Annotated in this window: 24 protein-coding genes; 17 read left to right on the top strand and 7 right to left on the bottom strand. The window is 69.7% G+C overall.

The annotated features are described in order from the left end of the window. The first annotated feature begins 67 nt into the window (after positions 1–67). From MYL53_RS04145 to MYL53_RS04095, 11 genes are all read left to right on the top strand, one after another. A complete protein-coding gene (locus MYL53_RS04145) occupies positions 68–820 on the top strand; it encodes a YebC/PmpR family DNA-binding transcriptional regulator (RefSeq protein ID WP_247852151.1) in 753 nt (250 codons plus the stop codon). 90 nt (positions 821–910) lie between these two features. After that, positions 911–1,456 (top strand): crossover junction endodeoxyribonuclease RuvC, encoded by a 546-nt coding sequence (gene ruvC, locus MYL53_RS04140; RefSeq protein ID WP_247852150.1) that lies wholly within the window; start codon positions 911–913, stop codon positions 1,454–1,456. 124 nt (positions 1,457–1,580) lie between these two features. Next, positions 1,581–2,192 (top strand): Holliday junction branch migration protein RuvA, encoded by a 612-nt coding sequence (ruvA, locus tag MYL53_RS04135; RefSeq protein ID WP_247852149.1) that lies wholly within the window; start codon positions 1,581–1,583, stop codon positions 2,190–2,192. A 51-nt stretch (positions 2,193–2,243) separates the two neighbouring features. Then, positions 2,244–3,278: a Holliday junction branch migration DNA helicase RuvB gene (gene ruvB / locus MYL53_RS04130; protein WP_247852148.1), complete on the top strand. Its 1,035-nt coding sequence runs from the start codon at positions 2,244–2,246 to the stop codon at positions 3,276–3,278. A 34-nt stretch (positions 3,279–3,312) separates the two neighbouring features. Beyond that, a complete protein-coding gene (gene tolQ, locus MYL53_RS04125; RefSeq protein WP_282103413.1) occupies positions 3,313–3,990 on the top strand; it encodes a protein TolQ in 678 nt (225 codons plus the stop codon). Positions 3,991–4,003: 13 nt separating this feature from the next. Further along, entirely contained in the window at positions 4,004–4,444 is a 441-nt protein-coding gene (gene tolR / locus MYL53_RS04120) for a protein TolR (protein ID WP_247852146.1), read from the top strand. A 9-nt stretch (positions 4,445–4,453) separates the two neighbouring features. Further along, entirely contained in the window at positions 4,454–5,554 is a 1,101-nt protein-coding gene (gene tolA, locus MYL53_RS04115) for a cell envelope integrity protein TolA (protein WP_247852145.1), read from the top strand. Then, entirely contained in the window at positions 5,554–6,837 is a 1,284-nt protein-coding gene (tolB, locus tag MYL53_RS04110) for a Tol-Pal system beta propeller repeat protein TolB (RefSeq protein WP_247852144.1), read from the top strand. Before tolA ends, tolB begins: the two co-directional genes overlap by 1 nt. A 33-nt stretch (positions 6,838–6,870) precedes the next feature. Then, positions 6,871–7,407, top strand: a complete 537-nt coding sequence (pal, locus tag MYL53_RS04105; protein ID WP_247852143.1) for a peptidoglycan-associated lipoprotein Pal — start codon at positions 6,871–6,873, stop codon at positions 7,405–7,407. 41 nt (positions 7,408–7,448) lie between these two features. Then, positions 7,449–8,261, top strand: a complete 813-nt coding sequence (ybgF, locus tag MYL53_RS04100) for a tol-pal system protein YbgF (protein ID WP_247852142.1) — start codon at positions 7,449–7,451, stop codon at positions 8,259–8,261. A gap of 16 nt (positions 8,262–8,277) precedes the next feature. After that, positions 8,278–9,042 carry a YciK family oxidoreductase gene (locus MYL53_RS04095; protein WP_247852141.1) on the top strand — a complete coding sequence of 255 codons (765 nt, stop codon included), beginning with the start codon at positions 8,278–8,280 and terminating at the stop codon, positions 9,040–9,042. A gap of 170 nt (positions 9,043–9,212) precedes the next feature. Here MYL53_RS04095 and MYL53_RS04090 read toward each other — a convergent pair whose 3' ends face one another. Both MYL53_RS04090 and ubiG read right to left on the bottom strand, forming a co-directional pair. Then, complete coding sequence (locus tag MYL53_RS04090; RefSeq protein ID WP_247852140.1) at positions 9,213–9,893, bottom strand: HAD-IA family hydrolase; 681 nt, start codon at positions 9,891–9,893, stop codon at positions 9,213–9,215. Continuing rightward, the gene (gene ubiG / locus MYL53_RS04085; protein ID WP_247852139.1) at positions 9,890–10,615 is read right to left on the bottom strand and encodes a bifunctional 2-polyprenyl-6-hydroxyphenol methylase/3-demethylubiquinol 3-O-methyltransferase UbiG; all 726 of its coding nucleotides are present in this window, start codon (positions 10,613–10,615) and stop codon (positions 9,890–9,892) included. Before ubiG ends, MYL53_RS04090 begins: the two co-directional genes overlap by 4 nt. Positions 10,616–10,757: 142 nt before the next feature. Between ubiG and galU the strand changes: the two genes are divergently transcribed. Further along, positions 10,758–11,648, top strand: coding sequence for a UTP--glucose-1-phosphate uridylyltransferase GalU (galU, locus tag MYL53_RS04080; protein ID WP_247852138.1), 891 nt, complete (start codon positions 10,758–10,760; stop codon positions 11,646–11,648). A 3-nt stretch (positions 11,649–11,651) separates the two neighbouring features. Then, positions 11,652–12,941: a nucleotide sugar dehydrogenase gene (locus tag MYL53_RS04075; protein ID WP_247852137.1), complete on the top strand. Its 1,290-nt coding sequence runs from the start codon at positions 11,652–11,654 to the stop codon at positions 12,939–12,941. 305 nt (positions 12,942–13,246) lie between these two features. On the opposite strand, the gene MYL53_RS04070 is transcribed toward MYL53_RS04075, so the two are convergent. Next, entirely contained in the window at positions 13,247–13,825 is a 579-nt protein-coding gene (locus MYL53_RS04070) for a superoxide dismutase (RefSeq protein ID WP_247852136.1), read from the bottom strand. Positions 13,826–14,109: 284 nt separating this feature from the next. On the opposite strand from MYL53_RS04070, the gene MYL53_RS04065 reads away from it, so the two are divergent. The 4 genes from MYL53_RS04065 to msrA all read left to right on the top strand — a co-directional run bounded on the left by MYL53_RS04065 (position 14,110) and on the right by msrA (position 21,578). Next, positions 14,110–14,913 (top strand): hypothetical protein, encoded by an 804-nt coding sequence (locus MYL53_RS04065; protein ID WP_247852135.1) that lies wholly within the window; start codon positions 14,110–14,112, stop codon positions 14,911–14,913. A gap of 26 nt (positions 14,914–14,939) precedes the next feature. Continuing rightward, positions 14,940–16,802 (top strand): autotransporter assembly complex protein TamA, encoded by a 1,863-nt coding sequence (gene tamA, locus MYL53_RS04060; protein WP_247852134.1) that lies wholly within the window; start codon positions 14,940–14,942, stop codon positions 16,800–16,802. Between the two features lie 112 nt (positions 16,803–16,914). Continuing rightward, a complete protein-coding gene (gene tamB, locus MYL53_RS04055; RefSeq protein WP_247852389.1) occupies positions 16,915–20,937 on the top strand; it encodes an autotransporter assembly complex protein TamB in 4,023 nt (1,340 codons plus the stop codon). A 26-nt stretch (positions 20,938–20,963) separates the two neighbouring features. Then, positions 20,964–21,578: a peptide-methionine (S)-S-oxide reductase MsrA gene (gene msrA / locus MYL53_RS04050; RefSeq protein WP_247852133.1), complete on the top strand. Its 615-nt coding sequence runs from the start codon at positions 20,964–20,966 to the stop codon at positions 21,576–21,578. On the opposite strand, the gene MYL53_RS04045 is transcribed toward msrA, so the two are convergent. From MYL53_RS04045 to MYL53_RS04030, 4 genes are all read right to left on the bottom strand, one after another. Next, positions 21,559–22,587 carry a hydrolase gene (locus MYL53_RS04045; protein ID WP_247852132.1) on the bottom strand — a complete coding sequence of 343 codons (1,029 nt, stop codon included), beginning with the start codon at positions 22,585–22,587 and terminating at the stop codon, positions 21,559–21,561. The genes msrA and MYL53_RS04045 overlap by 20 nt on opposite strands. After that, positions 22,584–23,504 (bottom strand): LysR family transcriptional regulator, encoded by a 921-nt coding sequence (locus MYL53_RS04040; RefSeq protein WP_247852131.1) that lies wholly within the window; start codon positions 23,502–23,504, stop codon positions 22,584–22,586. The genes MYL53_RS04045 and MYL53_RS04040 overlap by 4 nt, the downstream gene beginning before the upstream one ends. Positions 23,505–23,820: 316 nt before the next feature. Further along, a complete protein-coding gene (locus tag MYL53_RS04035; RefSeq protein WP_247852130.1) occupies positions 23,821–24,915 on the bottom strand; it encodes an ABC transporter ATP-binding protein in 1,095 nt (364 codons plus the stop codon). Further along, positions 24,912–25,934 (bottom strand): ABC transporter ATP-binding protein, encoded by a 1,023-nt coding sequence (locus MYL53_RS04030; protein WP_247852129.1) that lies wholly within the window; start codon positions 25,932–25,934, stop codon positions 24,912–24,914. Before MYL53_RS04030 ends, MYL53_RS04035 begins: the two co-directional genes overlap by 4 nt. Between the last annotated feature and the right edge of the window lie 5 nt (positions 25,935–25,939).

Below are 25,939 nucleotides of genomic sequence, written 5' to 3'. Positions count from 1 at the left end.
GAGAGCTCATCTGGCCGATGATTCAATCCGGTTTCCTGACTCACCGACGAGACACGAAGGAGGGAATATGGCCGGCCATAGCAAATGGTCCAATATCAAGCATCGCAAGGCGGCTCAGGACGCCAGGCGCGGCAAGATCTTCAACAAGCTGATCCGCGAGCTGACCGTGGCCGCGCGGCAGGGCGGCGGCGACCCCGAGGACAACCCGCGCCTGCGCGCCGCCATGGACAAGGCGCTCGGCAACAACATGCCCAAGGACACCGTGCAGCGGGCGGTGGACCGCGGCGCCGGCAACACCGACGGCGACGCCATGGAAGAGGTCGTCTACGAGGGCTACGGCCCCGAAGGCGTGGCGGTGATGGTCGAGGCCATGACCGATAACCGCAATCGAACTGTCTCCGAGGTGCGACACGCCTTCGGCAAACACGGCGGCAATCTCGGCACCTCCGGCTCCGTGGCCTTCATGTTCCACAAGCAGGGGCGGCTGACGCTGCCGCAAGGCGTCGACGAGGAGACGGCCATGGAGGCGACCCTGGCCGCCGAGCCCGAGAACATCGAGGCCCTCGAGGATGGCCGCCTGGAGGTCGTCACCACGCCGGATACCTTCGGTACGGTCAAGGATGCGCTGATAGCGGCGGGCATCGACCCCGAGGCCAGCGACGTCGGGCGCTATCCGGACAATTACAGCCGCATCGACGACGCCGAGCTCGGCCGGCGTATCGTCAAGCTGGTCGACCGGCTGGAGGACCTGGACGATGTGCAGAATGTTTACACCAATGCCGACTTCTCGGATGACATTCTGGAAGAGCTGCATGATTGAAGCCGAACACCAACGCGCTCTCGATCCGGCAATGATGACATTCTCGATAAGCGGCACGATGACGAATCCTTTCACGACGAGCGAACGCACATGCTGATCCTGGGCATCGATCCGGGCTCGCGGATCACCGGCTACGGGGTGCTGGACGTGACCGAGCCCAGGCCGAAGTACGTGACCAGCGGCTGCATCCGCACCCGCGGCGACGATCTGGCCCAGCGTCTGGCCCAGGTCTATGCCGGGGTCAGCGAGGTGATCGGCCTGCACGGTCCCGGCGAGTTCGCCATCGAGCAGGTGTTCATGTCGAAGAACGCCGACTCGGCACTCAAGCTCGGTCAGGCGCGGGGCACCGCCATCGTCTGTGCGGCCAATCACGGCCTGCCGGTCAGCGAGTACGGTCCGCGCCAGATCAAGCAGGCGGTCACCGGCGGCGGGGCGGCCGACAAGGCCCAGGTTCAGCACATGGTGACCGCCATCCTGGGCCTCTCCGGCACGCCCCAGGCCGATGCCGCCGACGCCCTGGCCATCGCCCTGACCCATGCCTACGCCCGGCTCGGGCTGATCCGTCAGGGCAGCTACGGCGGCGGCGGGCGAGGGCGCGGCAAGGGGGCGTCGTGGCGCGACTTTCGCCCCGAGTGATGTCGCCTGATGGCGACGCCCAGGCGGTTGTCGAACAGCGTTCCACGGGCTGGCATGGCCCGGGGGGGACCAGTATAGTGAGCGCGACGCGCTGCGGATTCATCATCAAGGACAGTGACATATCATGATCGGACGCTTGCGAGGCACCCTGATCGACAAGCAGCCGCCCTGGCTGCTGTTGGACGTGGCCGGCGTCGGCTACGAGCTGGAAGCGTCCATGACCACCCTGGTGGCATTGCCCGGGGTCGGCGAGGACGTGGTGCTGCATACCCATCTCACCGTGCGCGATGACGCCCATCTGCTCTACGGCTTCGCCCGCGAGCAGGAGCGGGCGCTGTTCCGCGCCCTGATCAAGGTCAACGGCGTCGGCCCCAAGCTGGCCCTGGCCATCCTCTCCGGCATGGACGAGGACGCCTTCATCCGCTGCGTGATGGACGACGACGTCAAGTCGCTGACTCGCCTGCCCGGCGTCGGCAAGAAGACCGCCGAGCGGCTGATCGTCGAGATGCGCGACCGCTTCCCGCACTGGGAGGCCGAAACGCCCGCCGCCGGCGTGGCACCGTCGACCGGCAGCGCCCCCGAGCCGCGCCAGGAGCCGCTGGCCGAGGCCGAGGCGGCGCTGGTCAGCCTCGGCTACAAGCCCGCCGAGGCCGCGCGCATGCTCGCTGGCCTCGAGGAAGAGGGCAGCACCGAGGCGATCATCAAGGCGGCGCTCGCGCGTCGCATGGCGGGCTGATGGCCATGCGCGATCCGCAGCCTTTCATCCCGATGCCGGCGGAGGGAGCCGATGCTGGAAACTGATCGCCTGATCGCCGCCGAGAACCGCGAGGGCGAAGGCCATCTGGACCACGCCATTCGCCCCAAGCAGCTCGGCGACTACATCGGCCAGCCGCGGGTCCGCGAGCAGCTGGAGATCTTCATCCACGCCGCCCGCGGCCGCGACGAGAGCCTCGACCACACCCTGGTGTTCGGCCCGCCCGGGCTCGGCAAGACCACGCTCGCCAATATCATCGCCACCGAGATGGGTGTCGGCCTGAAGTCGACCTCCGGTCCGGTGCTCGAGCGGGCCGGCGATCTCGCCGCCATGCTCACCAACCTGCAGCCCGGCGACGTGCTGTTCATCGACGAGATCCATCGCCTGTCGGCGGTGGTGGAAGAGATCCTCTATCCCGCCATGGAGGACTTCCAGCTCGACATCGTGATCGGCGAGGGGCCGGCGGCGCGCTCGATCAAGCTCGACCTGCCGCCCTTCACCCTGGTCGGCGCCACCACCCGGGCGGGCCTGCTGACCTCGCCGCTGCGCGATCGCTTCGGCATCGTCCAGCGCCTGGAGTTCTACTCCATCGACGAGCTCAGCGAGATCGTCGCCCGCTCGGCGCGGCTGCTGGGCGTGACCGCCGACGCCGCCGGCGCCCGGGAAGTGGCACGCCGCTCCCGCGGCACCCCGCGCATCGCCAACCGCCTGCTGCGCCGCGTGCGCGACTACGCCGAGGTGCGCGGCGGCGGACGCATCGACGCCGAGATCGCCGACCAGGCGCTCAACATGCTCCACGTCGATCATCACGGCCTGGATCACATGGACCGCCGGCTGTTGCTGGCGATGATCGAGAAGTTCGACGGCGGGCCGGTGGGCGTCGACTCGCTGGCCGCGGCCATCGGCGAGGAGCGCGACACCATCGAGGACGTCATCGAGCCCTACCTGATCCAGCAGGGGCTGATGATGCGCACCGCCCGCGGCCGGGTGGTGACCCGCCAGGCCTGGCAGCACTTCGGCCTGGCCCCGGACGACCGCGCCCCGGCGCCGACGCCTTCCCAAGACTGACTCCGACGAGACGAGGATTCCCGTGAACGACGCCATGTCCATTCCCCACCTGATCATGAACGCCAGCGGCGTGGTCCAGGCGGTGATGCTGCTGCTGCTGCTGGGTTCGCTGCTGTCCTGGGTGGTGATCTTCCAGCGCACCTTCGTGATGCGCCGCGCGCGCAAGGCCCACCGCGAGTTCGAGGACCGCTTCTGGTCCGGGGTCGACCTCAACGAGCTGTACCGCGAGACGCCCGCCGAGCAGGAGACCCTGGGCGCCGAGCACATCTTTCGTGCCGGCTTCCGCGAGTTCAATCGCCTGATGCCGAAGACCCAGAGCCCCCAGGCGATCCTCGACGGCGTGCAGCGCAGCATGCGCGTGGCCTGGTCCCGCGAGGAGGACCGCCTCAACCTGCACCTGGTGTTCCTGGCCACCGTGGCCTCGTCCAGCCCCTATATCGGGCTGTTCGGCACCGTTTGGGGCATCATGGGCTCCTTCCAGTCGCTGTCGCTGGCCCAGCAGGCCACGCTCGGCACCGTGGCGCCGTGGATCGCCGAGGCGCTGATCGCCACCGCCATGGGCCTGTTCGCGGCCATCCCCGCGGTGATCTTCTACAACCGCCTGTCGGCGGAATCCAGCCGCCTGCTGGGCAAGTACGAGGACTTCGCCGAGGAGTTCCATTCCATCCTGCACCGCAACCTGCAGGGTCGCGGCGAATCCGCCGCCGGCTGAGGAGGGCCACGCCATGCACGGACCCTTCAATCGCATGGGCCGGCGCAAGCCGATGAACGAGATCAACGTCGTGCCCTTCATCGACGTGATGCTGGTGCTGCTGGTGATCTTCATGATCACCGCGCCGATGCTGACCCAGGGCGTCAAGGTGGACCTGCCCCAGGTCAGCTCGGAGCCGATCGAGGACACGGAGAGCGACGAACGCATCATCGTGTCGGTCGACAAGGACGGGCAGTACTTCATCACCCTGTCGGACGACACCACGGCGGTCGCCCTCGACGAGCTGGGCCAGCGGGTCAAGGTACTGCTTGAGCGTCATCCGGGAGCACCGGTGCTGGTGCGCGGCGATCGCAACGTCGCCTACGGCCAGATCGTGACCCTGATGAGCACCCTGCAGACGTCGGGCGTGGCCAACGTCGGGCTGATCTCCGAGCCCCCGCCCGGGGACGCCTGAGGAGGATGCATGGCTAGACAACGCCGCCATGTCGGCTACGGGCTGCCGCTGATCCTCGCCGTCGGTCTGCACCTGGGGCTGTTGGTCATCAGCGTGATCCGCTTCCCCAGCGCCGAGCAGGAGCCGCCCAACCAGGCCATCGTCCAGGCGACCCTGGTGCGCGCCGAGACCGCCACCGACCAGGCCCAGCAGGCGCAGGCACAGGCTCGTGCCGCGGCCAAGGCGAAACAGCAGCGCCAGGAAGCCGAAGCCGCCGCCCAGGCGGAAGCGGAGCGTCAGGCCGCCGCTGAAGCGGAGGCCCAGCGCCAGGAAGAGGAAGCGGCCCGCGCCGCCGAGCGCGAACAGGCTCGCCAGGCCGCCGAACAGGCGGCGGCAGAGGCCGAACGCCGAGCCGAACAGGCCGCTCGGCAGGAGGCCGAGCGACAGCGTCAGGAAGAGGCTCGCCAGCAGCGCGAGGCCGAAGCCGAACGCCAGCGCCAGGCCGAGGAAGAGGCCCGTAAACAGCGCGAAGCCGACGCCGAGCGCCAGCGCCAGGCCGAGGAAGAGGCTCGCAAACAGCGCGAAGCCGACGCCGAGCGTCAGCGCCAGGCCGAGGAAGAAGCCCGCAAACAGCGCGAAGCCGAAGCCGAACGCCAGCGCCAGGCCGAGGAAGAGGCCCGCAAGCAGCGCGAAGCCGAGCGTCAGCGCCAGGCCGAGGAAGAGGCCCGCAAGCAGCGCGAGGCCGCCGCCAGGCGCGCCGCCGAGGCGGCCCAGAACAGCCTCGATCAGGCCATTGCCGGCGAGTCCGAGGCCGTGGCCAACGCCAAGCAGGCGGAGCAGGCGGCCAACGGCTTCATCAACCTGGTGCGCCAGGCGGTGGAGCAGGCCTGGGCGATTCCGCCCAACGTGCCCGACGGTGCCACGACCGAGATATCGGTTCGCCTGGGGCCGTCCGGGGAGCTATTCGCCGCCAGCGTCGGTCGTAGCAGTGGCAACAGTGCCTTCGACCGCTCGGCGCTGAGCGCGGTGGAAACCGCCGCACCCTTCGCCGAGCTGCGCGACCTGCCCGCATCGGTGCAGCGCCAGTACCGTGAATTCAACCTCAGATTCCGACCGGGGGACATACGCTGATGAGAGCCTTGATCACTACCTGGCTGGTGGCCGCGCTGCTGATATGCGCGCCGCTGGCCCAGGCCGACCTGACCATCGACATCACCCAGGGCAACGAGCAGGCCACGCCGATTGCCGTGGTCCCGTTCGCCCAAGGCGAGAACCTGCCCCAGGACGTGGCCCGGATCATCTCCGACGACCTGGAGCGCAGCGGCTACTTCGCGCCCCTGGCGCGCGAGGCGATGTTCGCCAAGCCGACCCGCGGTGACGACGTCAGCTTCGGCGACTGGCAGGCCCTGGATACGCGCTATCTGGTGGTCGGCCGCGTCAGCCGCACCGGCGGGGGCGTCGAGATCCAGTACGAGCTGATGAACGTCAGCGGCGAGTCGCGCATGCTCGGTGAGGTGATCACCGCCGGCCAGGATCAGATGCGCGCCGCGGCCCACCGCATCAGCGACAAGATCTTCGAGGAGATCACCGGCATTCGCGGCGCCTTCTCCACCCGCATCGCCTACGTCACCTCCCAGGGCGTCGGCGACAATACCGCCTATCAGCTGTTCGTGGCCGACGCCGATGGCCGCAACAGCCAGCAGGTGCTGAGCTCCGACGAGCCGATCATGTCACCGGCCTGGTCGCCGGACGGCAGCAAGCTGGCCTACGTGTCCTTCGAGTCCGGCCGGCCGGGCATCTACGTTCAGCAGGTGGCCAGCGGCCGCCGCGTGCGCCTGACCTCGTTCGAGGGCCTCAACAGCGCGCCGGCCTGGTCGCCGGACGGCCGCAAGCTGGCGATGGCGCTGTCGCGTGACGGCCAGCCGGAGATCTATGTCATGGACATCGCCTCGCAGAACCTGCAGCGCATCACCAACAGCCCGAGCATCGAGACCGAGCCGGCCTGGTCGCCGGACGGCAACGGCCTGATCTACACCTCGGACCGCAGCGGCGGCCCGCAGATCTATCGTCAGGCGCTCGGCGGCTCGCCCGAGCGCATCACCTTCACCGGCAACTACAATGCCCGGGCACGCTTCGCCCCGGACGGCGAATCCCTGTTCCTGATCCACCGCGGCAGCAACGGCTACCGGATCGCCAAGCAGGACCTGGAGAGCGGTCGTCTGGTCGAACTCGGCGACGCTCGTCAGGCCGAATCGCCCAGTGTCGCGCCCAACGGCACCATGGTAATCTTCGCCACCCAGCAGGGCGGCAGGGGGGTGCTGGGGGGCGTCTCCGCGGACGGCCGCGCCTCGTTCCGCCTTCCCGCGGCCCAGGGCGACGTGCGCGAGCCCGCCTGGTCCCCGTTTCTCGACTGAATGAATGTGTCCCACAAGGAAAGGAGTCGAACGATGCAATTCACGCCTTATGCCCGTACGTTGATCGCCGCCATGTCTCTGGCCGTTCTGGCCGGCTGCTCCAGCACCGGCGGCACCCAGGAAGGGTCCATGGCCGGTACCGCCGGCAGCGGCGGCGGCGCGGGAACCGGCACCGCCGGTGCCGGCCAGGTCAGCGGCAGCGGCCTCGGCGAGGGCGCCGGCCAGATGGCCGGCTCACGGATTCCCGAGGTCCGTACCATCTACTTCGCCTACGACAGCGACACCATCCGCCCCGAGTTCCAGTCGGTGCTCGAATCCCACGCTCGCTTCCTGCAGAACAACCCCAGCGCCAGCGTGGTGCTGCAGGGCCACACCGACGAACGCGGCACCCGTGAGTACAACCTGGCCCTCGGCGAGCGTCGCGCCGATGCCGTCAAGCGCTTCCTGAGCGTGCAGGGCGTCTCGCCGTCCCAGGTCGAGGTCGTCAGCTACGGCGAGGAGCGTCCGGCGGCCCGCGGCAGCAACGAGGAAGCCTACGCCCAGAACCGTCGCGTGGTCTTCGCCTACTGAGACCGCCGCATCCGGCACCACGATAGCCAAGGGAGAATGCGATGAGCCCCCGTCTCAGAACCTGGACCGCCGCCGGCATGCTGGGCCTGCTGGCCGCTCCGGCGCTGGCCCAGCAGCCGGTGGTGGAGGATCTCACCGCCGCCTCGGGCTCCAGCAGCTTCTATGACCAGACCGCCGCCCGCGAGCCCGCCGGGGGCAACCTGGAGCTGTTCAACGAGATGCAGCGCAACCAGCAGCAGCTGCGCCAGCTGCGCGGCCAGGTCGAGGAGCTGCGCTACCAGCTCGAACAGCTGAAGCGCCAGACCCGCCAGCAGTACATGGACCTGGACGAGCGCCTCTCGGCAGGCGCCGCCAGCGCGGCGGGCGGGAGCGGAGCCGCCGCGGCCGAGCAGGTGGCCGGCGGCGACAATGCCGGCGAGGCTTCGGCGTCCACCTCCGGGCAGGCCGCCGGCGGCGCCGGCTCGCCGGGCAACGACGCCGGCGCCCGCGCCGACTACCAGGCCGCCTTCGCCAAGGTGCAGGCCCGCGAGTTCGATGCCGCGACCCAGGCCTTCGAGGCCTTCGTGCAGGCGCATCCGGACAGCTCGCTGACCGCCAACGCCCACTACTGGCTCGGCGAGCTGCATTCGGCCCAGGGCGAGCTCGACGCCGCCGACGCGGCCTTCCAGCATGTGCTGGACGACTTCCCTGACAGCAACAAGGTGCCGGACACCCTCTACAAGCAGGGCCTGCTCAAGGCCCGCCAGGGGGACCCGGAGGCCAGCAAGGCGCTGCTCGACCGCGTGCAGCAGGAGTATCCCGACAGCAGCGCCGCCAGCCTGGCCGCCGACTTCCAGCGTCAATCGGGCAACTAGCTCCAGGAGGTAGGGCATGACGATCTGCAAGATCGACTATGAGGCGCCGCGAGGGCTGCTCGACGGTCGGGTGATCCTGGTCACCGGCGCGGGCGACGGCATCGGCCGCGCCGCGGCCCTGAGCTACGCCCGCCACGGCGCCACGGTGGTGCTGCTGGGCCGGACCATCGCCAAGCTGGAGGCGGTCTACGATGCCATCGAGTCGGAAGGGCTGCCGCAGCCGGCGATCTTCCCGCTCAACTTCGAGGGTGCGACGCTCAAGGACTTCCATGACATGGCCGAGGCCCTGGGCAAGGAGTTCGGGCGCCTGGACGGCATCCTGCACAACGCCGGGCTGCTGGGCCGCATCACGCCCTTCGCCCAGTACGACCCGGCGCTGTGGGAGCAGGTGATGCAGGTCAATATCAACGGTCCGATCTGGATGACCCAGGCGTTGCTGCCGCTGCTCGAGGCCTCGCCGGACGCCTCGGTGATCTTCACCTCGTCCTCGGTGGGACGCCGCGGGCGCGCCTACTGGGGCGCCTATTCGGTGTCGAAGTTTGCCACCGAGGGCTTCATGGAAGTGCTGGCCGACGAGGTGGAGCACCTCGGCACGCTGCGCATCAACACCCTGAATCCCGGCGCCACGCGCACCGCCATGCGCCAGTCCGCCTATCCGGCGGAGGATCCGGGCACGCTGCGCACGCCGGAGGAGATCATGCCCACCTATCTGTGGCTGATGGGGCCGGACAGCCGCGGCCACAGCGGCGAGCGGTTCGACGCCCAGCCGCCCCGGCGATAAGCGTCGGACAACGATCGTCGGCGTCCGATGGCACGGCAGGAACGACCAAGGGCCTCCCCAGCGGAAGGCCCTTTGTCGTATGGATGGAGTGTCATGTAGAGCACCGTGTCGGGGCGTGATCGCGGAACGCGGTTGGGCGCGTGTCTCGGGAGCGTCGCCGCCACGGGACATCAACGCTTGGGATCGAGCGGCAGCAGGGCCTCGGTCAGCGCCTCGGCGGTCTCGAACCAGCAATCCGCCGGCCACAGGCGATAATCGTCGTCCTCGGTGATGTAGCCATAGCCCACCGCCACCGCCGGCATGCCCGCGGCCCGGGCGGCCTGCATGTCGCGGTGATGATCACCCAGGTACCAGCACTCGCCGGGCGTCACGCCCAGGCGCCGCGCGGCCTCGAGCAGCGGCGCCGGATCGGGCTTCTTCACCGGCAGGTCATCGGCGCACAGCAGTGCCCCCGGCTCGAGGCCCAGGGCCTCGACCAGCGGCGCGGCGTAGGCCCGCGGCTTGTTGGTGACGATGCCCCACGGGCGGCCGGCACCACGCCACTCGTCCAGCAGCCGGTCCAGCGGCGGAAAGACGCGGCTCTCCACCGCCACCGCCTCGCCGTAGGCGTCCAGCAGGAAGGCGCGGGCGGCATCGTGTTCGACGTGTTCGCGCTCGAGGCCCAGCGCCAGGGTCACCAGGGCGCTGCCGCCGTTGGAGACCTGGGCGCGGATGGTCGGGTAGGGCAGGGGCGTCAGGCCGTGGTGCGCGCGCAGGGCGTTGGTGGCCCGCGCCAGATCCGGGGCGGTGTCCACCAGGGTGCCGTCGAGATCGAACAGCAGCGCCTCGGGTGTCGGCCATTCGCGACTCACGACACCTCCCGACGGCAGTGCATCAGGTAGTTCACCGACACGTCGGTGGCCGACAGACGATAGCGGCGGGTCAGCGGCTGGTAGGTCAGGCCGCTCTGCTCGCAGACCGTGAGGCCCGCCTCGCGGCACCAGCCGGCGAGCTCCGAGGGACGGATGAACTTGGCATAGTCATGAGTGCCCCGCGGCAGCATCCGCAGCAGGTACTCGGCGCCGACCACGGCCAGGGCGTAGGCCTTGGGATTGCGGTTGATGGTCGAGAAGAACACCTGGCCGCCGGGCTTGACCAGCCGCGCGCAGGCGCGGATCACCGAGGCGGGGTCGGGCACGTGCTCGAGCATTTCCAGGCAGGTGACCACGTCGAACTCGCCGGCATGGGCCTCGGCCATGGCCTCGACGCTGATCTGGCGGTAATCGACGCTCGCGCCGGTCTCCTCGGCGTGCAGACGGGCCACCGCCAGCGGCGCCTCGCCCAGGTCGATGCCGGTGACCTCGGCGCCGCGATGGGCCATGGCCTCGGCGAGGATGCCGCCGCCGCAGCCGACGTCGATCACCCGATGGCCGGCCAGCCCGGCGCGGGCGTCGATGAAGTCGAGGCGCAGGGGATTGATCTCGTGCAGCGGCTTGAACTCGCCGTCGGTATCCCACCAGCGATGGGCCAGGGCCTCGAACTTGGCGATCTCCGCCGCGTCGACGTTCTCCGCTTGCGACTGGCTTGCCGTCATCTGTCCTCTCCGTAGGTGTCGCCGACCTGCCACTGTGGCGGGCTCGGCGTGATTCGGTATGATGCCATTCTACTCGTTCCCGACGCCCCGGCCCATGCCCGGCGGCGCCGGGCTCCATGCGACACGAGACAAGGACCGCATCATGATTCGCAAGGCCGTTCTGCCCGTTGCCGGTTTCGGCACCCGCTGCCTGCCCGCCTCCAAGGCCATCCCCAAGGAGATGATCACCATCGTCGACCGCCCGGTGATCCAGTACGTGGTCCAGGAGGCCGTCGAGGCCGGCATCCGCGACATCGTACTGGTGACCCACGGCAGCAAGATCGCCATCGAGAACCACTTTGACAAGCATTTCGAGCTCGAGGCCAGCCTCGAGGCCAAGGGTAAGCACGAGCTGCTCGAGGAGCTGCGCTCGATCGTGCCGGAAGACGTCAACATCATCAGCGTGCGCCAGTCCGAGCCGCTGGGCCTCGGCCACGCCGTGCTCTGCGCCCGCCCGGTGATCGGCGACGACGAGCCCTTCGCGGTGCTGCTGCCCGACGTGCTGGTCGACGGCCACGGCCTCGAGCGCAATGACCTGGCCGGCATGATCGAGGCCTTCGATGCCACCGGTCGCAGCCAGTTGATGGTCGAGGAAGTGCCTCACGAGCTGGTCTACAAGTACGGTATCGTCGCCCCCGAGGGCGAGCCGCCTGCGGCCGGTGAGGCCGGCGCCCTGGCCGGACTGGTCGAGAAACCCAAGGTCGAGGAGGCGCCCTCCGACCTGGCGGTGATCGGCCGCTATGCGCTGCCCGGCGCCATCTTCCCGCTGCTGGCCGAGACGCCGCCCGGCGCCGGCAACGAGATCCAGCTCACCGACGCCATCGAGACCCTGCGTCAGCAGAGCGGCGTCGACGCCTGGCGCATGCGCGGCCGCACCTACGACTGCGGCCACCAGCTGGGCTACCTCGAGGCGATTCTCGCCTACGGTCGCCGCCATGCCCGCTACGGCGAAGGTTTCCGCGAGCTGCTGGCCCGCTACAGCGGCGAGGAGTGATCCATGCGCGTTCTGGTTCACGGCAGTGAGCTGGCCGCCGCCACCGCGGCGGCGGCGCTGGCCTCGGTCGGCCATCGGGTGACCTGGTGGCCCCACGCCAGCGCCGGCTGGTCGACGCTGTCCAAAAGCAGCTGGCTGGCCAGCGAGCCCCAGCTGATGGCACGCCTGGAAGAGGGGATGGCTCACGGCCACCTGAGCGTGCTGGACGAGGGCAAGGCGCTCGAGAGCGACGATTTCGAGGTGCTGTGGCTGGCCCTGTCGCCGGAGCAGCGCGAGCAAGGGCGCACCACCGTTACCGAGCTGTCGTCGCGGCTGACCGCGGACGCCGTGCTGGTCAACAACTCGACCTTCCCGGTCGGCGAGACCGACCGCCTGGCCGCCTGTCTCGGCAACGGCCGGCGCGCGGTGGCACTGGCCGACCTGCTCGAGGAAGGCCGGGCGTGGGAAACCTTCACTCGTCCATCACGTTGGCTGCTGGGCTGCGACGATCGCCACGCCGAGCGCCAGGTACGCGAGCTGCTGCGCGCCTTCAATCGCCGCCGCGAGGTCTTCCAGCGCATGCCGCGCCGCGCCGCCGAGCTGACCAAGCTGGCGATCAACGGCATGCTGGCCACCCGCATCAGCTACATGAACGAGATCGCCGGGCTGGCCGACACCCTGGGGGTGGACGTGGAGGACGTGCGCGAGGGCATGGGCGCCGACAGCCGCATCGGCTACGAGTATCTCTATCCGGGCTGTGGCTTCGGCGGCCCGAGCTTCTCCCGCGACCTGATGCGCCTGGCCGACGTGCAGTCGGCCAGCGGCCGCCACTCGGCGCTGCTCGACCAGGTGCTCGACATCAACGAGCAGAAGAAGGAGACGCTGTTCCGCAAGCTGTGGGCCCACTACCACGGCCGACTGGAAGGCCTGACCGTGGCCATCTGGGGCGCGGCCTTCAAGCCCGGCACGGCACGCATCGACCATGCGCCGGTGCTGACCCTGCTGCGCTCGCTGTGGGCCCAGGGCGTGCGGGTGCGGCTGCACGATCCCGCCGCCACCGAGGCGCTGCGCGAACGGCTGGGCGAGCATCCGCTGCTGGAATTGTTCGACGGCGATCCGGACGAGGCGCTCGAGGGTGCCGACGCCCTGATGCTGGTCACCGAGTGGAAGACCTACTGGAACCCGGACTGGCCGCAGCTGGCGTCGCGGCTGAAGGGCAGGCTGCTGCTGGACGGGCGCAATATCTACGATCCCGCCCACGTGGCCGACATGGGGCTTCACTATCGGGGCATCGGGCGCCGCGCCGATCCTTGAGTCGGCTCGATTTGCTGCTGCGTCTGGCGGCTAGAAAGGCGCGTCGGGGACAGGTCGTAGCGGGGGTTTTGGCCAGGGGTGAGGCTATCCTGGCCGAACGGGTTGGCCACGGATGGCCAACACCGGTCCTGCAAACGGAGCAGGATGCGAGAGTGCCGCTGGGCCAAAGAAGCGCCCAGGGAGGGGGTCATAGCGCCTCGCGAAGACCTGTCGCCGAAACAGCCCCGGTCAGGATTCAGCGCGCTCAAAAACTAAACGGCCCCGCCAGATGGCGGGGCCGTTGTCGTTCGCGAGTCCGCTGTGGATCAGGCGAAGTTCTGGGCGACGAAGTCCCAGTTCAGCACGTTCCAGACGTTCTCGAGGTACTTCGGACGCGCGTTGCGGTAGTCGATGTAGTAGGCGTGCTCCCACACATCGATGGTCAGCAGCGGGGTCTGGCCGTGGGCGACCGGGGTGTCGGCGTCGTCGGTGTTGACGATGTCGACGCCGCCGTCGGCGGTCTTGATCAGCCAGGTCCAGCCGGAACCGAAGTTGCCGACGGCCTTGGCGTTGAAGGCGCTCTTGAAGTCCTCGAAGGAACCGAACTTGGCGTTGATGGCCTCGGCCAGGGCGCCGGTCGGCTCACCGCCGCCGTTCGGGGACAGGCAGTGCCAGTAGAAGGTGTGGTTCCAGACCTGAGCCGCCTGGTTGAACAGGCCGCCGGAGGAGGACTTGATGATCTCTTCCAGGGACTTGTTGGCGTTCTCGGTGCCGTCGGTCAGCTCGTTGAGCTTGGTGACGTAGGCCTGGTGGTGCTTGCCGTAGTGGTACTCCAGAGTCTCGGCGGAGATGTGCGGCTCCAGGGCGTTTTTCTCGTACGGCAGTGCGGGCAGTTCGAATGCCATTATCGTTTCTCCTCGTTGCTAGTCATGGATCGGCGACCCATGGTGTGCCAGTGCGCTGGGGGAGTGCAAGGTCATTGACGGCTCGAATCGGCCGCGCCCCGTTCGCTCCCTCGATAAAAAACCGTACACTATCAGTGTGCTGTACCAAGACGGTCACGGCATCATATCACCCGGCCTGGGGTCCGCCAATTCCGATCATGGCACTCGGGCATGGGTCGCGTGCCGGCGATATCGCCGGCGGGACGCCGATACGCAACGGACACGCAATGAGTAAGGAGACCAGCATGGCAGAGCGCCCGGAAGACCGCCGGCAACCGCGACCGATCGTGCCGGATCCGGAGGCCAGCCTGGCCGGGCATCATCGTTCGCCGGCCCCACGCCGGGCCGCCGTCTGGCCGCTGTGGCTGTTGATTCTGCTGCTGATCGCCGCGCTGGTCGGGCTGGCCTACGCCGGCTGGATGGAGCGTCAGCGCCTGGAACAGCGCCTGACCCGGCTCGGCGGCGAGATCTCCAACGTCCATGCCCGTTTCGACGCCTCCGATGGCCGCGGCGACCGGCTGTCGCAGATCCAGTCGCGCCTCGACGAGCTCGATGGCCTGGAAGAGGACCTGAACGCCAGCATCGAACAGCGCCTGGCGGGCTGGCAGGAAGCACGTCTGGCGCCGCTGGCCGATGCCCAGGACGAGCTCGAAGGGCGGGTCGCCACCCTGGCCGAGGACGGCGAGGTGCGCGGCGATACGCTGGCCTCGGTGCGCGCCTCGATGGATGCGCTGGAAAAGGCGGGGCAGCAGGGGCGGGCCGCGCTCACCGAGCGCGTGGCCGGACTGGAAAGCGCTCGCCAGCGTGACGTTGAGCGGCTCTCGGCCCTGGGCGATCGCCAGCAGGCCCTGACCAGCCGTCTGGACGATGTCCGCGACACTCTGGCGAGCCTCACCGACGACGTTGAAGGCCTGACGGCATCGCGCGATGATGGGCGCGAACGCGCTGCCGATCTCGAAGCGCGCCTCGAGGACGCCCAGGCCGAGCTGCGGGAGCTGCGGCAGTACCAGCTGGCCCTGAACGCCCAGCTCGAGGCCCTGCGGCAATGACAGGACGTCGGGGAAACGTCGACACCATGGACAAGCGACTCGCCGGCCGCCTCGCGGCCTTCCTGCTGCTCGCCGGCCTGGTGCCCGCCGGGCCAGCCCTGGCCATGAAGGCCAGCGTCGAGGGCATCGAGGGCGAACCGGCCGACAACGTCGAAACCTATCTCCAGAGCCTCGAGGCCGATCAGTACGCCCCTCAGCGCCTGGAAGCCGAGGTGCGTCGCCTGGTCGGCGACGCGCTGAAGGTCTACGGCTACTACGAGCCGACGCTGCGCATCACATTCGACGACCCCGACACGCCGGAGGAAGTCACGATCCATGTCGATCCCGGCGAGCCGGTGCGGATCGAGCGCCTCGACTTCGGGCTGGCCGGCGAGGCCGCCGACGATGCTCCCTTTAAGGACGCCATCGACGCCTATCCCCAGCAGGAAGGCGAGGTGCTGCATCACGCGCCCTTCGATGCCCTGCGCAGCAAGCTCTCCGGCCTGGCCCTGGAACGCGGCTACTTCGACTGGCGCTTCACCCAGCGCCGCATGGAGATCCGCCCCTGGGCGCACAGCGCCCGGCTGTCGCTGGCCCTCGACAGCGGCCCGCGCTATCGCTTCGGCCCGGTGCGTTTCCACGGCCAGCACATCGAGACCGACCGGCTCGAGGCCCTGGAACCGTTTCACGAGGGCAAGCCCTATCTGGCCAGGGATGTCGCCACCTTCAACCAGCGCCTCGGCCAGACCGAATGGTTCGGCTCGGTCAGCGTGCGCCCGCTGCTGAACGCCGGCGTCGGTGACCTGGCGTTGCCGCCGGCCAGGCTCGGCTTCTACCACCAGCTGGATGTGACGGGCCTGCCGCCGAGCCCGCCGCCCGCACCGCGGCTCAGCGCCAAGGCGCTCGAGGCCGCTCAGGCACTGCAGGCGCCGGCGGTGCCCGAAGTGCCGATCGAGGTCAACGTGACGCCGGCCGACCGCCATCGCTTCGAGATCGGCCTCGGCGTCGCCACCGACGTCGGCCCCCGCATGCGGCTGTCCTGGGATCAGCCCTGGGTCAACCGCTACGGCCACAGCCTCGATCAGGACCTGTATCTCTCCGGCGCCGAGCAGGAGTTCAGCGGCGTCTACGACATGCCGCTGGAGAATCCGCTGCGCGACAGCTATCGCCTGCAGTACGGCCTGCGCAACGAGGATAACGAAGATACCAAGAGCCTCGAGGCAAGCGTCGAGTTCGGCCGTCGCTGGCAGTTCGACAACGCCTGGGAGCAGATCATCTATCTGCGCACCACCTACGAGGACTTCACCCAGGCCGACCTGGACAACCAGGTGCTGCTGCTCTATCCCGGCGTGCGCTGGACCCGCACCCGTTCGCGCAATCCGACCTTCCCGCGCTGGGGCGACCGCCAGCAGATCGGCGTGCAGTACTCCAGCGAGGCCTGGGGCTCGGACGCCGAGTTCCTGCGCCTGAACGCCGACTCGCAGTGGATTCGCAGCCTCGGCGACGACTATCGCTTCGTCGGCCGCGTCGGCGCCGGCAGCATCGTCACCGACGACTTCGAGGACATTCCGCCGTCGCTGCGCTTCTTCACCGGTGGCGATACCAGCGTGCGCGGTTACGGCTACGAGACCCTGTCGCCGGAAAACAGCGACGGCAAGCTGGTGGGCGGCAAGCAGCGCCTGGTCGGCAGCGTGGAGGCCCAGCGTCGGATCACCGGCGCCTGGTGGCTGGCCAGCTTCGTCGACGCCGGCGACGCCTTCACCGACTGGTGGCCCCGGCAGCTGAACACCAGCGCCGGCCTCGGTGTGCGCTGGATATCGCCGGTGGGACCGATCCGCTTCGATGTCGCCCATCCGTTCGACAGCGACGATGCCTACCGCATCCACTTCGCCATCGGTCCCGAATTCTGAGTCGAGAAAGACAAGCGTTGAGCGAGACGCCGTTCATCGTCACCGTTCACCCCCGTCGGCCAGGGCACGCCGTGCCCCGGCCGACGCTGCTGCGAGAGTCGTCACCGTGAGAATGCGTCGCCTGAGCTGGGCCCTGGCCCGGCTGTTGATCCTGCTGCCGCTGTGGCTGATCGGCCTGGTCATGCTGCTGCTGGGCCTGGCCCTGTCGCCCTGGGGCACCGGCGTCCTGTTCGCCCAGGCCGAGCGGCTGGGACTGCTCGAGGTGGAGAGCGTAGAGGGTTCGCCGCTGGACACGCTGAAGATCGAGGGGCTGCGCCTGACCGCCGGGCCGGCCAGCGTCGCGGTATCGAATTTCGAGCTCGCCTGGGCCGATGATTGCCTGCTGCACGGCCGGCTGTGCGTGGACAAGCTGGCCGTGGACGGGGCGCGCATACGCCTCGGCGCGAGCGAGGCCGCCGATGAGCCCGCGCCCGAGGAGAGCGCTGGTGGACCGCCGGGGCCGATCCAGCTGCCGCTGCCGCTGGCCCTGCGCGAGCTGGCTCTGAACGACGTCGAGGTGCGCCTCGCCGACGGCACCCGGCTGCGCTGGCAGCACTTCGAGAGCGGCGCCGAGGCCCAGGGCAGCGCCCTGACCCTGTCGCCGACCCGCCTGGTCGGACTGCGACTGACGCCCTCGGTCTCGCCGGGCAACCAGCTCGCCCTGAGCGAGGCCGAACGCAGCACCCCGGTACTCACCGCGCAGGCGATCGACGCCGCCGTGGCGGCGCGCTCGCCGCTGCCGGCCAGCGTCGCCCCGACCGCCGCCGGCGTGCGCGACAGCCAGAGCCTCCCGCTGGACCAGCGCGAACCGCTGACGCTGCCGGATGTCACCCTGCCGCTGGCGGTGAACGTGCCCAGCCTGACCCTGGAAGATGCCGCCTTCGAAGGCCCCCAAGCCTACGTGATCGACCGGCTCGACCTCAGCGTCACCGCCCGCGACCAGACGGTGACCATCCATCCGCTGGCGGTGGCCTCCCGCGAGGCCGACGCCACCCTCGAGGCCGAGGTCACGCTGAGTGGCGATTATCCGCTCGAGGCCCATCTGGGCGCGGACTTCTATCTGCCGGAACGACTGCCGGCGCTGGCCGGCCAGCGGCTCGAGCTGGCCCTGACCGGTGACCTGCGCGACCTCAGCGTCTCGCTCACCGCCAGCGGCCCCATGGCAGCCAGCCTCCAGGCGCACCTCGACGCCCTCGATCCAACGCTGCCGTTCTCCGCCCGTCTGCAAAGCGAGGCGCTGCAGTGGCCGCTGCCCGGGGCCGCGGCGCCGGCGGAGGACGCAACGAACGCCGACGCGAGCGCCGGCGAGACGGCCGACCCCGCCGAGCCGTGGAAGGTCGAGAACCTCGACCTCGACGCCGAGGGGTCGCTGACCGACTATCGGCTCAGCCTCGGGCTGAGCGCCCAGGGGCCGTCGCTGCCGCGCACCGACATCGCGATGGACGGCCAGGGTAACCTGCAGCGATTCGACTGGGCGCCGCTGATGCTGACGCCGCCCGAGGGCACGCTGACCAGCGAAGGGCGCGTCGACTGGTCGCGCGCGCTGTCGGTATCGGCGCGGCTCGACGTCGACGGCTTCGACCCGGAACCCTTCGTCGAAGGCCTGGCCGGGCGCCTCGACGGCAAACTGCAGCTGGCCTTCTCCCAGACCGCCGACGGCTGGCGACTCGGCGTGCCGACCCTGGCCGTGGACGGCACGCTGGCCGATCAGCCATTCTCGCTGTCGGGGCAGCTGTCCGGCGACCACGACATGAACTGGGACATCGCCTCGCTGAGCCTGCGCCAGGGCGACAATCGCCTGGACGCCTCGGGCCAGGTCGCGCCGAGCCAGCTGAACCTGGATGCCCAGCTCGACATGCCGCACCTGGACACCCTCTATCCCGGCCTCGCCGGGGCGCTGTCCGGCGACATCGACGCCAGCGGCAGCTTCGAGCAGCCGCAGCTGTCGCTGGCCCTGAACGGCAATCGGCTGGCCTTCGGCGGCAACCGCCTCGCCCGGCTGCGCCTGACGGGCAAGGTCGAAGGTCTCGACGATCCCAGCCTCGACGTGAGCCTGGACGCCGACGACGTCGCGGCCGGCGGCCAGGCCTTCGATGCCATTGCGCTGGCCCTCGACGGCCGGCTCTCCGAACATCGCCTGACCCTCGACGTGCAGGGCGATCCCGATGGGCCGCTGTCGTCGCTGAGCCTGGCCCTGGAGGGCGCCCTCGATCAGGCTCGTGAACACTATCGCGGGCGGTTGACGCCGCTGGAGGCCGACACCGCCTACGGCCGCCTCGGTCTGGACGAGGCGCTGGCCTTCGATGCCGACCTGACGGCCGGCGCCGTGGAGGTCGAGCCGTTCTGCCTGACCCGCGCCGAGGGCGGCGGGCTGTGCCTCACGGCGCCGCTGTCGGCGTCGCCGGACCGCGGCCGCGCCGAACTCGCCATTCGCGAGCTGCCGATGGATCTGATCAACGACGCCCTGCCGCCGGGATGGCGCATCGATGGTGCCACCGAGGGCGACCTGGTCGCCGCATGGTCGCAAGGCGGCGGCGCCTGGCAGGCACGTGCCAATCTCGACAGCCGGGTCAAGATCAATGGCGAGGATGCCTACGGCCAGCCGTGGTCGGTGCCCGGCACCGAACTCTCTGTCACCCTCGACGCCGATCAGGCCCGCGCCGACCTCGGCCTGAGACTGCGCTTCGGCGACCAGGGCGCGCTGCGCCTCGACCTGGGCATCGGGGATCCCATGGGCGCGGGCCGTCTGGATGGGCGCTTCAGGGTCGACGACGTGCAGCTGGCCCCTTACCGGCCGCTGGTGGCCGATCTGGATACGCTGGACGGCGCGCTCGCCGGTGCCATCGATATCGGCGGCGACCGCGACCGGCCGCGCCTGGATGGACGCCTGGAACTCGCCGGCCTGCGCGCCGAGGGGCTCGGCCTGCCGCTATCGGTGACCGACGGCCAGCTGGCGGTCGACCTTGCTGGCGACAGCGCCGACATCAATGGCTATGTCACCAGCGAAGAGGGCCGCATGAACATCACCGGCGATGCCAGCTGGCCCTCGTCGCGGGCGTGGCGGGCCGCGCTGAACCTGGAAGGCCGCGAGGCGCCGCTGCTGGTGGCGATGCCGGGCTTCGGCCGGCTGCACATCGCCCCTGACCTGAGGATCCGCGCCAATCCGGAGCGACTGCAGGTGCGCGGCGAGGTCGCCGTGCCCTGGGCGCGGCTCGAGGTCGGCAAGGTGCCGCCCTCGGCGGTGTCGCCGAGCCCGGACGAGGTGATCGTCACCCGCGAGGAGGCCGAGGCCGCCGATCGCAGCGCTGCCGCCGGCGAACCCGGGACAGGCACCGCCGAGGCCATGCAGAAGGCCGGCATGGCGCTGGACGTCCAGGTGGACCTGGTGCTGGGCCCGGACATGCGCCTCGAGGCCTACGGCCTGGAGACCAAGCTGGCCGGCGACCTGCAAGTCGCCCAGTCCGACGGCCCGGTGCAGCTGTTCGGCAACGTCAACCTGGAAGACGGCCGCTTCCGGGCCTTCGGTCAGGACCTGATCATCCGCCAGGGCATCCTCTACTTCAGCGGCCCGCCCGGCCAGCCGCTGCTCGACTTCGAGGCGATCCGCAATCCGGACAACACCGAGGACGACGTGATCGCCGGCCTTCGGGTCAGCGGCCCGGCGGCCAATCCCAGCCTGGAGATCTTCTCCGAGCCGTCCATGGACGAGGCCCGGGCGCTTTCCTATGCGCTGCGCGGCCGCGCCCCGGACGACAGCAGCGGCGCCGACGGCGCCCTGACCTCGGCGCTGATCGGCGTCACCCTTGGCCAGGCCGGCGGCGCCGTGGGCAGCATCGGCGAGGCCTTCGGCATCGACGATCTGAGCCTGGATACCGCCGGCAGCGGCGACGAGAGCCAGGTGGTGGTGACCGGGAACCTCACCGACCGCCTGAGCGTCGGTTACGGTGTCGGCGTCTTCTCGCCGATCGCCGAGCTGACGCTGCGCTACAAGCTATGGCGCGACCTCTACCTGGAGGCGGTGTCCGGCGCCTCCCAGGCGGTCGACCTGATCTACACCTTCAGCCTGCCGGGCGATCCCCCGGCGGTGACGCAATGAGCCAGACACGCAACAGGAGCATCGAGATGACCACTTCACCGCTGTATGCCCCGGAGGGCCGCGACACGCCGCTGACGATCAGCGGCCGCCACACCGTGAGCGGGCACGACATGACGCCGCCGTGGCCGGCGGGCATGCAGGAGATCGTGCTCGGACTGGGCTGCTTCTGGGGCGCCGAGCGGCTGTTCTGGCAGCTGCCCGGCGTATACGTGACCGCGGTGGGCTACGCCGGCGGCGTGACGCCGAATCCCACCTACGAGGAGACCTGCACCGGCCGCACCGGCCACGCCGAGGTGGTGCGGGTCGTCTTCGATCCCGCGGTGACGAGCCTGGAGACCCTGCTGCGCCACTTCTGGGAGGCCCATGATCCGACCCAGGGCAATCGTCAGGGCAACGACATCGGGCCCCAGTATCGCTCGATCATCCTGGTCACCGACGAGATGCAGCGCGAGATCGCCGAGCACAGCCGTGCGGCCTACGACGAGGCCCTGGCGCAGACCGGACGCGGCCCGATGATCACCACCATCGAGCCGCTCGAGACCTTCTATTACGCCGAGGAATATCACCAGCAGTACCTCGACAAGAAGCCCGACGGCTACTGCGGTCTCAAGGGCACCGGCGTCAGCTGCCCGATCGGCTGAACGCGTCGCGCTCCGACGGTAACGTGTCGGCCCAGCGTTCGAGCTGGTCGCCGACGCGGCGCGCCAGCCAGCTCGCAAGCCGCCCGTCACGGCGCTCGATGAAGCCCACATGGCCGCCGTGGCGGGCCGCTTCCAGGCGGATGCCGACACCGAGTTCGAGATCGTCGAAAAGGCCTGGCGGCATAAAGGGGTCGTCCTCGGCGTGGAGGATCAGCGTCGGGCGATGAATGCCGCTCAGCAGCGGCCCGGCCGAGGCGCGGCGATAGTAGTCGGCGGCGCCGTCGAAGCCGTGCAGCGGCGCGGTCACCGCATCGTCGTAGGCACGCAGGGTGCGCAGGCCGGCGAGCTCTCGGGACGACAGCGCCAGCGGCAGTTCGCCGGCCGCGAGCCTCGGCGCCACCTTCGCCTTCAGCGCCCCGAGCAGATGGCGCTGATAGACCCGCGCGAAGCCGCGTTCCAGGGCGTCGGCGCTGGCCGCGAGGTCCACCGGCGGGGCGATGGCGATCGCCGCCTTCAGCGTGTGATCGCCGCGAGCTTCGTCCTCGGCCACCAGCTTGAGCAGCATGTTGGCCCCCAGCGAGACCCCGCAGGCGAGGCGCGCCGCCTGCGGGTAGCGCCGGGCGAGTTCGCCCAGCAGCCAGTGGGCATCGGCGGTGTCGCCACTGTGATAGGCGCGGGGGCGACGGTTGGGAGAGCGCCCACAGCCGCGAAAATGCATCAGCAGGGCGCGATGACCGCGCTCGGCGGCGGCCGTCAGCAGCTGCCGAGCATAGGGCGAGTCCACCGAGCCCTCCAGCCCGTGGAACAGCACGAACAGCGGGGCCTTCGCGTCAGGCGGCCCCGGCGTCACCCAGCTGAGCTCGACGATATCGCCGTCGGGCAGCGCCAGCGTCTCCCAGGTCAGCGCCGGGGAGGGCGCCGGCAGCATCCGCGGGAGCAGGGTCTGCACGTGGCGATTGGCCAGCCCCGCCGGAGGCCGGAAGAGCGCCGCATGGCGTCCCGGCGTCATGTGACGTCGGCCCGGGAGTCTTCGATCCGCTGCCACAGCGCGTCCACCGCCGGATGCGGATTGTCGCGATGGCGATAGAGACGAATCTCCAGCGGCACCTGCCAGCGCGTGCCGCCGGCCGGCACCAGGCCGCCGGAGGCCAGCGCGCTCTGGATCGAGCGTGCCGGCAGCCAGCCGAGCCCATAGCCCAGACCGACCAGCTCGCGGATATTGCCGCTCTGGATGCTCTCGTGCAGCACGCTGAAGGTCGGCATCTCGCCGAGCCCCTGCAGATGCGCGCGAATGCACTGATCGATCACCCCGCGCGGATGATAGGCGATCAGCGGCAGCGGGCGGCGACCATGGTCCTCGAGCGAGAAGCGCGGACGGCCCTCGGCGTCGGGCAGCGATACCGGCACCAGCCGCTCGCGGCCGAGCACCACCGCCTCGAGCCCCTCGGACTCGAGCGGCAGCGTATGGGGCGGAGCGGGCCAGTAGCATAGCGTCAGATCGCACTCGTGGCGCGCCAGGGCCCGGAAATAGTCGTCGGCCAGCCAGCCGGTGGCGCGCAGGTAGGGCGTTACCGGCGGCGTCGGATCGAAGCCGGCCAGCCATTCCGGCAGGAAGTTGGCCAGCAGGCTCTGGGGCGCGGCCAGGCGCAGCCGGCTGGCGTCGGCCTCGGCCAGCTGGCCGAGGCGCTCCCGGGTGGTGGCGACCCGCCGGGTGACGTCCTGGCACAGGGCCAGGAACTCCTCGCCGGCGGGCGTCAGCGACAGCGGCAGGGTCTGACGATTGATCAGGGTGGTGCCCATCTCCTCCTCGAGCAGCTTGATGCGGCGCGAGAAGGTCGGCTGGGTCACGTTCTGGGTCTCCGCCGCCCGCGAGAAATGGCGCGTGCGCGCCAGGGCGATGAAGTCTTCCAGCCAGCGTAATTCCATAGTGTTCCTTGTGCCGGAGCGCCAGGGCCGGGGAGTCTACTCAGGTTAGCGTTATTCGACCAGATGGTCAGGTGTGGCCGGAACAAGCGGGCTGGGCTGGAGCAGCCGGAAGCCCGCCCCGAAGTGTCGGACCACCACGAGGGCACTGTGAACCCTTCCCTGGGCGCTACCGACGCCCTGCGGCTCTTTCGCATCCTGCGCCGCTGGCAGAGCCAGTGCTGGCCATCCATGGCCAGCCCGTTCGGAGCAGTGCTCCTCACCCCTGGCGCAGGACCCTCGCTACGCCTGGCTCCCGGCATCATCCCCGTTCAGCCACTTAAAGCCGGCCTTCTTCGACCCCATGACAGGCCACCTGCCCGCCTTGGTCGGTGGCGATCAGCGCCGGCACTTCCTCGCGGCAGCGCGCGTTGGCGTGCGGGCAGCGGCCGTGGAAGACGCAGCCCGACGGCAGGTTCACCGGCGTGGGCACCTCGCCCTGCAGGCGAATGTGCTGGGGGCGGTCGTCCTCGAGCCGGGGAATCGCCGACATCAGCGCCTGGGTGTAGGGATGCCGCGGCGTGGCGAACAGCGTCGCCGTGGGCGCCACCTCGCACACCCGCCCCAGGTACATCACCGCCACCCGGGTGCCGAAGTGCTCGACCACGGCCAGGTCGTGGGTGATGAACAGGTAGGTCAGGTTGCGCTGCTGCTGGGCCTCCATCAGCAGGTTGAGCACCTGAGCCTGGATCGAGACGTCGAGCGCCGAGATCGGCTCGTCGGCGACGATGAACTCCGGGTCCACGGCCAGCGCCCGGGCGATGGCGATGCGCTGACGCTGACCGCCGGAGAACTCGTGGCCGTAGCGCGCGCCCCAGTCCGGCGCGATGCCCACCGCGTTCATCACCTCGGCGACCTTGTCCTTGACCTTGGCCGGCGACCAGTCCGGATGGTGCAGGCGGATCGGCTCCTCCAGGGTCTGCTGGATGGTCATGCGCGGGTTCAGCGACGCATAGGGGTTCTGGAAGATCATCTGCATGCGCCGGCGGAAGGGCAGCAGTTCCTTGGTCGAGCGGTCGTCGATGCGCTCGCCGTCGTAGCGGATCTCACCGGCGCTGGGGGTGATCAGGCCCATCACGGTACGCGCCACGGTGGACTTGCCGCAGCCGGACTCGCCGACCACGCACAGCGCCTCGCCGCGCTGGATATCCAGGTCGACGCCGTTGATGGCGTGCACGTGCTTCTGCTCGCGCACCAGCTTGCCGCCCTTGAACTTGAGCTGTTCGAGAAAGTCACCGGAGAGCGAGAAGCGCTTCTCCAGCCCGCGGATCGACAGCAGTGGCTCGGCCGTTTGCGGCGCAGTGGCGCCGACGTCCCTCGAAGCAGTAGACGCGGCCGTGGAGGCGCCTGGGGTGGAAAGAGAGGCGGTGGTCATGAGTCTTGCTCCTCGGCCGGAATGCGTTCGCGTTCGATCATCTCGGCGACCATGTGGCAGGCCGCCTGGCAGTTGCCCGAGGCGACGAAGGCGGGCACCTCGTCGACGCAGGCCTGGCGACGCGAGCCGTCGGGCCGGGTGACGAAGCCGCAGCGCGGATGGAAGGCACAGCCGCTCGGCAGGTGGCTGAGCGACGGCATGCTGCCGGGGATCTGGTTGAGCCGCTCGCCGGGGGTGGCCATCTGCGGCAGGGCATTGAGCAGGCCCTGGGTGTAGGGGTGCTGCGGATCGTTGATGATCTCGCGGGTCGGGCCCTGCTCGATCACGCGGCCGGCGTACATCACCAGCATGCGCTGAGTGACCTGGCTGACCACGCCCAGGTCGTGGGTGATCAGCACCAGCCCGACGTTGTGCTCCTCGCACAGTTCCAGCAGCAGCGCCATGATCTCGGCCTGGATGGTCACGTCCAGCGCCGTGGTGGGCTCGTCGGCGATGATGATGTCCGGGTCGAGCAGCAGGGCGATGGCGATGATCACCCGCTGACGCATGCCGCCGGACAGCTCGTGGGGATACTGGTCCAGGCGCGCCTCGGGCGAGGGGATCTGCACCTGCTCGAGCTTGCGCAGCGAGATCGCCCGGGCGTCGCGGGTCGAGATGCGCCGGTGGGCCTTCAGGCACTCGACCATCTGCTCGCCGATGGTGAGCACCGGATTGAGCGTCATCATCGGGTCCTGGAAGATCATCGAGATGCGATGCCCGCGGATGCGGCGCAGGGCGCGATCGGAGAGGCCGATCAGCTCCTGGCCGTCGAACGCGATGCTGCCGCCGGCGATGTAGCCGGGCTTGGCGATCAGGTTGAGCAGGCTGAAGGCGGCCACGGACTTGCCGGCGCCGGACTCGCCGACGATCCCTAAGCGCTCGCCGCGATCCAGGCTGAAGCAGACGTCGCGCAGGGCCTGGACATCGCCGCGGCGCAGCGCGAAGCGCACGTCGAGGTGGTTGACTTCGAGAAGTGACATGGGAA

Origin of the sequence: Halomonas getboli (assembly GCF_023094245.1) — a bacterium.
Taxonomy (GTDB): Bacteria; Pseudomonadota; Gammaproteobacteria; order Pseudomonadales; family Halomonadaceae; genus Halomonas; species Halomonas getboli.
The sequence above is the reverse complement of the archived record's forward strand: the minus strand, read 5'-3'. Positions and strand labels throughout refer to the sequence as shown.